Genomic DNA, 8,151 nt, shown 5'->3' on the forward strand with positions numbered 1-8,151 from the left:
GGCGCACCCCGCTTGCAGGCAGCGCTTCATTGCACGGAATCATGTCCTGAATGGGAACACTATAGACTTTATCTGGTGCAAGGCTGGAAACAACTGTGGATTATCATGTTACACTTCAATGGGATTTCTCAACCGGGCGATGCGAAGGCCGCCTATGCTCGTATTTACTTGCCGCGACGGTGCGCTGATGGATAACTTTCCGCCTCGCCCCAAGCGTGCCGTCTGGACGAGCATACGTTACTGGCTACGCGCCCGCATGCCCGCGATCGTCGGCGATGGAGCCTCGACGCTCGTTTCGAAAGTCGTATCTCAGGTCGTCCAGCTTCTCATATTCCTCGTCGCCGCCCGTGTGCTGGAATCGGCCGAATTCGGTCTCTACGCGTTCAGTTCCGCTATTGTCGTCATGCTCGTCGTGATCTCAGAAGGCGGATGGGGCGAGTTCGTCATGAAGGCCGAGTGTACGGATCGCGAGCTCGACCAGATCGGCACGCTTTCGATCGTCGCCGGGGTGCTCGTGACGATCGTCGGGCTGCTTGCTTCCGCCATTGCCTGGCTCCTTTTCGGCAGGCCGCATGAAGCGCTACTCCTCGTTCTTTTCAGCTGCTGGTTTTTGCCATCGTCCCTTTACGCGGTTTACGATGGGTTGTTGGTCGCACGTGGCCTGCTGCGCAAGCAGGCCACCATCCGGATGGCAAGCGAAGTTGCCGGGCTTAGCGCTACGATGCTTGGGCTGTGGCTCGGCTGGAACGTGTTTTCGCTCGCGGCCGGCCGGCTCGTTTCGCAGCTCGTTTGTCTTGCCGGCTCGGTGGCCGTGCTTGGCTGGCGTCCCAAGCTGCATCTCACCTGGCCTTTCGCGCGCGAGATTCTCGAATTTTCCAGCCATATTCTGTCGAACCGGCTGATCCTCTTTCTGCGATCCTATTCCGGAACGCTCGCGATCGGCAGCTTTCTGGGCCTCGCGGAGGCAGGTTATTATCGTGTCGCGGAACGTATCGTCGCGGCATTTTCCGAACTCATCGGCGAACCAGCGCGAATGCTGGCCTGGACCTTGTTTCGCCGCGCCGCGATCGTGATCGGAGCGGACGGAAGGCAGGTTCGCGACGCCGGTCCTTCCGCAACGATCTTCATGACGGTTCTCATGGCAATTTCGACGCCGATCTATCTCGGCCTTTCGCTCATATCGTCCGATTTGATCGACATCGTCCTCGGCGAAAAATGGGCGCCAGCGGCGATTCTGGTCGCGATCCTGTCGATAAAACAGATCCTGTTGATGCCGGGCTACGTCACGGAAGCCCTGCTATCCCTGTCGGGCAATATCAGGCGCATGCCTCCCACCCTGCTGTTGAATGCGGTGGTCTCCGTCTCCCTGATCCTGCTTCTGGCGCCTTTCGGCGTGGCCGCTGCCGCCTGGGGACAGTGTCTGGCGTCGTTGATCTCCTTTTTAACATCGATGCACCTGCAAAAGAACTATGGCGGCCTTCGGTGGGGACGTGTGCTGCGCAAGAGCGGTTATCTTGCCGTTGCCGTGGTGTTGATGGCGTCGGCGGTTTACGGGCTCGGCTATTTCGCCGGATCGCTCAGCATGCAGCGCGTATTGACTGTACTGCTGCAGGTGGTCTCGGGCGGTGCAATCTATGTCTGCACGTTACTTGCTCTGGAGAAGATGAGCGGAGGTGCGGTTTCGATTCTCTCGGGCAGGCGGTGACCGGCAACGACAGGATGGATTTAGATAGGGGGATGCAGGATGACGGCTTCGTTGCAATCCAATGCGTCATGGTCGGCGCATGCGCGCTCGGCCTTGAAGAGCGCCGCACAGGCGGCCGCTCAAGGGCTTTCGCCACTGCGCCTTGCCAGAGGAAGGCTGAATTATCTCTTGCCCTTTCCACGGCGGTTTACCGGCGCCTATGACACCTATGACGCCGCCATGGCCTCCGCCCGCAGGCAGACCATGGCTGGCTACGATCATGACGAGATCGCAACCGTCGCCTTCGTCAAAATGTGTGAGGTGGCCCCCTGGGATTATCCGGTGCTGTTCTGGGTCCGCAATTTGCTGCACGAGATCGATGGCCTCGTCGATGCTGGTGGGCACATGGGCACGAAATATCGCGCCTTCCGTCCCCTGCTGCCGCTCGACGACGCTTTTCGCTGGGTCGTCTACGATCTGCCGGCCATCGTCCGCGCCGGGCAGAGCCTTGCCGAGAAGGAAGGCCTGACGAGCCTGTCCTTTGTCGATCGGATTGGAGATGCCGGCGAGATGCCTTTGTTGCTCGGATCGGGGCTGATGCAATATCTCGATATGCCGCTGTCCGGACTGCTATCGCAAATGCCCTCCCGGCCGCAGCACCTGATCCTCAACAAGGTTGCGCTCCGCAAGGGCGGCACGGTCGTCACGCTGGAACGCATCGGCAGGTCCTATGTCCCCTATCACATGCGCAACGAGGCGGACTTCATCGACGATATCGCAAAGCTCGGCTACAAGCAGGTCGACCGCTGGTCCATTCCCTCCCTGTCCCACGCCATAGACACGCACCCGGAACTCGGCCGTAGCGAGAGCGCCGGTTTCTATTTTCGGCTGGGCTAGGATAATTCCGGGAAAAGTGCATAGCGGTTTTCCGTCGGGAATCGCGCAAAAAGGCCGGAGCATTTTCGCGATTCGAGCGGAAGGTTTTAGCCGCGATGGAGCGATAGGTCCGCTTCGTTCCGATGATCCGGTCTGTGCGATTGCTTGGAGGCGTGCCGTTGCTTGAGGTGATCGGCAAGGCGGATAGCCAAGGCGAGTAGCATCAGCGTCGGATTGGCGTGGCCCGGCGTCGGGAAGACCGAGCTGCCGGCAACAAACAAGCCATCGATGCCGTGAACCATGGCATTGGTATCGACGACGCTCGTTCGCGGATCGGTTCCCATGCGGGTGGTGCAGGAAGGATGGGCCATATCCATGAAGACGGGCTGGGTGTTCTCCCTCGCCGCGATCCAATCCGGCAGCACTGGTTTCGGTAAGCCAACGCGAACGAATTCTTTCGAGATCAATCCTGCAAGTCGTTTGACACTGGCTATTTCGCGTTGGCCGATTTTCCAGTTGACCCGCGGCAATGGCTGGTCGAAGCGATCGCGCTGTTGGGCGAGCATGATACGGCTTTCGGGATCGAGCTGTTGCTCGACCATGACGTCGAAGCGCAATTCCGTCGAGCGATGCGGCAGGCCGCGCTTGCGCACGAGGCGTTCGTAGAGCCCCGAGCTGATCATATCAGCCGATCTCGCGACTGTTGCAAGATCTCCCATGACGGTCTTGCCCACCCCCTTCGTCAAGCGCTTCAGCGCCGCCCAGGGATCATCCCGAGCATGGAGCTGCACCGGATAGGCGGCGCAGTTGGTAAGGCCTTCCTGTGCCTGAATTTCAGGGCTTAGGGACAGGCCCCTGAGATAGAAATGCGTGCGCCCCTCGTGGCTGAGGCCATAGAAATTGAAATGACGTGCGATCACGTCGATGTCGCGTCCCGTGAAGCGGCAGAGCGATGTTCGGGGGTGGTCGCAGAGATAGCGGCCGACAACATCATGCTCATTGCCTATGCCCGCCGGCAGAAGGGAATTGGATGCGAGCAGCAGGCGTGCATTCTCGACGCCCCCACCGCAAAGAACGATCGTGTTTGCACGGACAGTCGCGCTGCGGCCGGTGGCGCTCCGGAGATTGAGCGAGGTCACCCGACGGCCCTGGCTGTCGACATTGATCTCGGTCACCGTGGCATGCGTCAGGAAGCTTATGTTCGCGGCCGTGATATCGCCAGCAAGTCGGGCAAAGCGCGTCGGCTCGGCACGCGGATGGCGCATGTGGCTGAATTGCCAGAAGAAAGGTTTCAGAAGCCGCTTGTCCAGGCCAAGATCGTCCGGGCGTGAACGAAGCAGCGCAAAAAGGCTTTCATCGTAGAGGTTCGGCCCGAGGTTGAGCAGTTTGCCGGCACGATCGAGAGCAGGCAGCAGCTGCCCGCGATCGATCGGCCAGCCGGAGAGCGGAAGCCACGGTCGGTTCAGGAAATCGATGTCATCGAAGGCGGCGCATTTGCCGATCCATGTATGGCTGCTGCCGCCAAGCATGCGATTTCGCAACTCGAATGCGGGAACATCGTTCAGCCATGCCAATCCGCCGGTATAGCCCCGTCCTTCGGGCACGGCATTCGCCGACATGAATGGCTCGCCAATGTTCTCGACGGAATTCAGCGCCTGTATTTCCGCCTCGTAATCCTGGCCGCCGCTCTCGATGACAATGACCCGAAAGCGGGTATCGACCAACTCGCGGGCGATCGCAATTCCGGCCGGTCCGCCACCGACGATCGCAATATCGGCATGTATTTCAATGCCTTCCGGCATAGACCTCAAGTCACTGGTTATCATGATCGTTTTCCCGCTCGTTTTCCTAGTTTTTACCAGCATCGCGAGCATGCGGATAACTGTTCGATTGGCATAGGCGGGCGCGATATCTACCGATTTCGGATAGGTGATCTGATCGGTTCCGGCGCTTCTTTCAGTCGGAAGTCCATGCTGAAAATGCATCAATCACAGGCTAGGCTCTCCAGCAAATGCCGAGTTTCCTGGGAGCGAAGATCATGGCCAAGGTGGGGTTACGGGAGTGGTTGGCGCTCGCGCCGGTATTTGCCTCGGGCAAATTGGCACGCTACAGCGACGAGACCGGCGGCCCGCTCGGGCGCTTCGAAGCCGATTTTTCCACCAAGTTCGGTGTCCGCCATACCTTGGCCACCAGCAGCGGAACCGGCGCATTGATCTCGGCGCTGGTTGCCGCCGGCGTCGGTCCCGGGGATGAAGTGCTCGTGCCCGCCTATACCTGGATCGCGACCGCTGCCGCCCCACTGGCCGCCGGCGCGGTGCCGGTCCTGGTCGATATCGACCACACGCTCACGATGGATCCGCGGGACATACTGCGTAAGATTACGCCACAGACGAGGGCAATCATTCCGGTCCACATGTCGAACATGGTATGCGACATGGACAGCATCATGCGCATTGCCCGGGAGAATAACCTCGTCGTCATCGAGGATGCATGCCAGGCTGTCGGATTGCATTACAAGACCAAGCGGGTTGGGACAATCGGTGATTTCGGAGCCTTCAGCTTCAATCAGTTCAAGAACATCAATTGCGGGGAGGGCGGGGCCGTTGTCACGAACGACGCGCGGCTGTTTGCGCGCGCCCGGATGTATCACGACATCGGCTCCATGTTTCGCGGCCATCTCGACAATGCCAACGAACCGCCCATGCTGGGGGTGAATTTCAAGGCGAGCCAGATTCAAGGCGCCATGCTGAACGTGCAGTTGAAAAAGCTTGATCCGATGATTGCCCGCTTGCGTGAGCGCTATGATGTGATGAGTGAAATCTTCGCCAAGAGCGGACAGATCATGGTGGGGCCCCACAACGATATCGGCAATGCGGCGGGCCTCCACGTCATCTTCGAGACGTCGGACGAGGCCAAGCGATTTGCCGAGGAAAACAAGCGCGGTGTCTATCGGCTGTTCGATTCCAGCCGCCATGTCTATACCAACTGGCAACCTGTTCTGCAGCAACGCACAGGCCATCCGGCGATGAACCCCTTCCACTGGACCGATCGCAAGATCGAATACACACCGGAACTTTGCGCGCAGACACTTGACATCCTGAAGCGCAGCTGCCGCATCAGCCTTGGAGAAAACTATCCCGTCGCGTTGGTCGCCTATATGGCGAGGCGGATGTCACGGCAGGCAAAATCGAAGAACGCCAATCTCTTCTACGCAACGATCTGACATGGAGAATATCGGGCCTGACATAATCGATGTCTGGCACTGGAAGCTGGACATGCCGTTGCCTGATCTCGGCATGTATATCACATTGCTGTCGCTCGACGAATGCGTTCGGACCATTCGCTTCGTCCATGAGCGGGACAGGCATCGTTTCGTCGCCGCCAGGACCGGAATGCGGGTTATCCTCGGGCGCTATCTCGGCATTCCGCCGCGGTCGATAGGCTTCGACTACGGCGACAACGGCAAGCCTTACGTCGCGATCGGCGGCGCTTGTCCCATCCATTTCAATCTCAGCCACAGCGCCGACCGGGCTGTTCTTGCTGTTTCCGATCGTTATGAACTCGGCATCGATATCGAGGAAATTCGGTTCCTGAAGGAAGATATTGCGAAATGGTTCTTCTCTCGCAAGGAGTATCAGACGCTTCGATCTCTGCCGGCTGACAGCTACCTGGATGGTTTCTATCGCTGCTGGACGCGCAAGGAAGCGTTCATCAAAGCCCATGGTGCCGGCTTGTCGCTGCCGCTCGACAGTTTCGATGTCACGTTCGACAGATCGAAGCAATCGCGATTGGAACGGCTGGAGGAGGACGAGGATGCACCGCAAAACTGGGCCATTCTGGAGCTTGCGACACCGGCCAACTTCGCTGGCGCCGTTGTTGCCTCGACCGGCGGGCACCAGGTAGGCCTGCGCTATCGCAATGGAAATATCAGTCAGATGGTCAGCCGCGCATCGAGAATGTAGCGACCGTCGACGGCATCGAAATGATGGCAACCATGAAGTCCGGCCTTGAAAGCCGGGGTAATGGTGCGAATGCGGCGTTCACGATAGTCGTCGAGCGTGAGTCTCTCGATCTCCATGATGTTGAGAGCATAGCCATAAATGCCGTATGCATTGTGCTGCGAGGGCCGCAACAGCCTGCCGCCACGTTCGAAGATGCGCCCTGCGCCTCGAGCCTCGGTACTCCCGATCACGACCGGATTTCGTTTGTGGGGTCTTATGCCTGTGAGCGCCGGGCCGTCGACTTCGAACAGATAGAGCTCGCTGCAATGGTCTTCATAGGCATGGAAATCCGACAGGTTGGTGAATAGCCACCATTTGCCGCCATGGCGGATCAAGACGCTATCGGCCGGCGATTGGCCCTCGAAGGCAGTGGCGTGCAGCTCCCATTTCACCGGAAACTCACGGCAGCGCCAGACCTCGAGCCGCCGTGCTTGATGCGTTTCCGGTATCATGAAGATCTGGTCGCCATCGCGAAATATGAATGGATAGGAGAGATGGTAGGGGCGCTCCAGCGCCACCCCAACCTGCGTGAGCGCATCGCCGTCGAAACGGCCGACCGCGATATGCGCCTTGCGGTCGCCGTGGGAATAGGCCTCATAGAACAGGTAGCATTTGCCATCCTCCTGAAACAGGAACGGATCGGCCTTGATCCTGTTATCGGAAGGTGGAATTTCCACGGCCTTGCTCGGATCGAAATCATCGATGTGACCGTGTCCCGTATAAAGTGTCCATATGGCCGACTCGGCGCGGAGTCTCGCCCTGATCGATTTGATGGCCTTGACCGAGATCGATCCCGCAACGATGCAGCCGTAGCGAAAGAGATCGCCGGGCGATGGCGCCTGCTCGATGATCGAGCCAGCAAAAGCGGATGGGTTGAACCGCCTGGTGTCGGCGAGCCGCGTCAGCTCCCGCAGCAGAAGGGTAACGCTTCGCTCCCTTACGAAGGCACTCAATCGCGCTGCACTGGGCTTGATGTTGAATGACGCCCGCGCAATCTCGAACCTGCCGGCCTTGCCACCGCGCTTGGCATAAAGGACCAGATCGGCAGTCGACGCGCGAGCAAGGATCTCGGCATAGCCGTACCAATCCACATCCGCCGATCGCTGGTCGGAGAGGTTGAAGGCCCATTCCCCGAATGGGAGAGCCGCGATCGCTTCGTCGGCCATGCTCATTGGAACCATGCGGATGACGAGGTCGAGCTTCAGACGGCGCAGCGACGCCGCCGTGATGTTGTCGACAGCGCCCGTCTTGTCGCCATCGGATTCGTAGCAGTCGACAAAACGACGGCGGCTATTGAAATGCTTTGGCAAATAGGCGGGTTGACGCGCTAGAGCCTGAGCCTCCAGTCGCGCACTCCAGGACAACAGCTTCGATGCCTTGCCGACGCCGAACGGATGAGGATGGGTCAGCACGGCTGCAAGCTCCAGGCCCGGGGCGGCCAGAATTCGATCCAGGATCATCAGCTCCCAATTTTCGAGCGCATGTCCGCGCGCGACGAGAATGCCGACCCTCAATGGCTTGGTCTCGTTCATAACTGTTTCCTCTATGGCTCGACCATTTGCCGGATATGGTCCGAGGCATTGGCGGCTA

6 protein-coding genes are annotated in these 8,151 nt (G+C 59.2%); 4 read left to right on the forward strand and 2 right to left on the reverse strand.

Features of this window, described 5'->3' with window-relative positions:
- The first annotated feature begins 154 nt into the window (after positions 1-154).
- Together FBZ99_RS19165 and FBZ99_RS19170 are read left to right on the forward strand one after the other, a co-directional pair.
- On the forward strand, positions 155-1,705 hold the full coding sequence (locus FBZ99_RS19165) for an oligosaccharide flippase family protein (RefSeq protein WP_246661139.1): 1,551 nt from the start codon (positions 155-157) through the stop codon (positions 1,703-1,705).
- Between the two features lie 39 nt (positions 1,706-1,744).
- Positions 1,745-2,581, forward strand: coding sequence for a methyltransferase, TIGR04325 family (locus FBZ99_RS19170; protein ID WP_145634322.1), 837 nt, complete (start codon positions 1,745-1,747; stop codon positions 2,579-2,581).
- 86 nt (positions 2,582-2,667) lie between these two features.
- Here the strand turns inward: FBZ99_RS19170 and FBZ99_RS19175 are convergent, their stop codons facing one another.
- A complete protein-coding gene (locus FBZ99_RS19175) occupies positions 2,668-4,386 on the reverse strand; it encodes a GMC oxidoreductase (RefSeq protein ID WP_233788497.1) in 1,719 nt (572 codons plus the stop codon).
- Between the two features lie 212 nt (positions 4,387-4,598).
- On the opposite strand from FBZ99_RS19175, the gene FBZ99_RS19180 reads away from it, so the two are divergent.
- Entirely contained in the window at positions 4,599-5,783 is a 1,185-nt protein-coding gene (locus FBZ99_RS19180) for a DegT/DnrJ/EryC1/StrS family aminotransferase (protein ID WP_113353577.1), read from the forward strand.
- A gap of 1 nt (position 5,784) precedes the next feature.
- Positions 5,785-6,522: a 4'-phosphopantetheinyl transferase family protein gene (locus tag FBZ99_RS19185; RefSeq protein ID WP_145634324.1), complete on the forward strand. Its 738-nt coding sequence runs from the start codon at positions 5,785-5,787 to the stop codon at positions 6,520-6,522.
- Here the strand turns inward: FBZ99_RS19185 and FBZ99_RS19190 are convergent.
- Positions 6,492-8,093 (reverse strand): glucosamine inositolphosphorylceramide transferase family protein, encoded by a 1,602-nt coding sequence (locus tag FBZ99_RS19190; RefSeq protein WP_145634326.1) that lies wholly within the window; start codon positions 8,091-8,093, stop codon positions 6,492-6,494. The two genes, FBZ99_RS19185 and FBZ99_RS19190, sit on opposite strands and share 31 nt — an antisense overlap.
- Between the last annotated feature and the right edge of the window lie 58 nt (positions 8,094-8,151).

This window comes from Rhizobium sp. ERR 1071 (genome assembly GCF_007828675.1).
Taxonomy (GTDB): Bacteria; Pseudomonadota; Alphaproteobacteria; order Rhizobiales; family Rhizobiaceae; genus Rhizobium; species Rhizobium dioscoreae.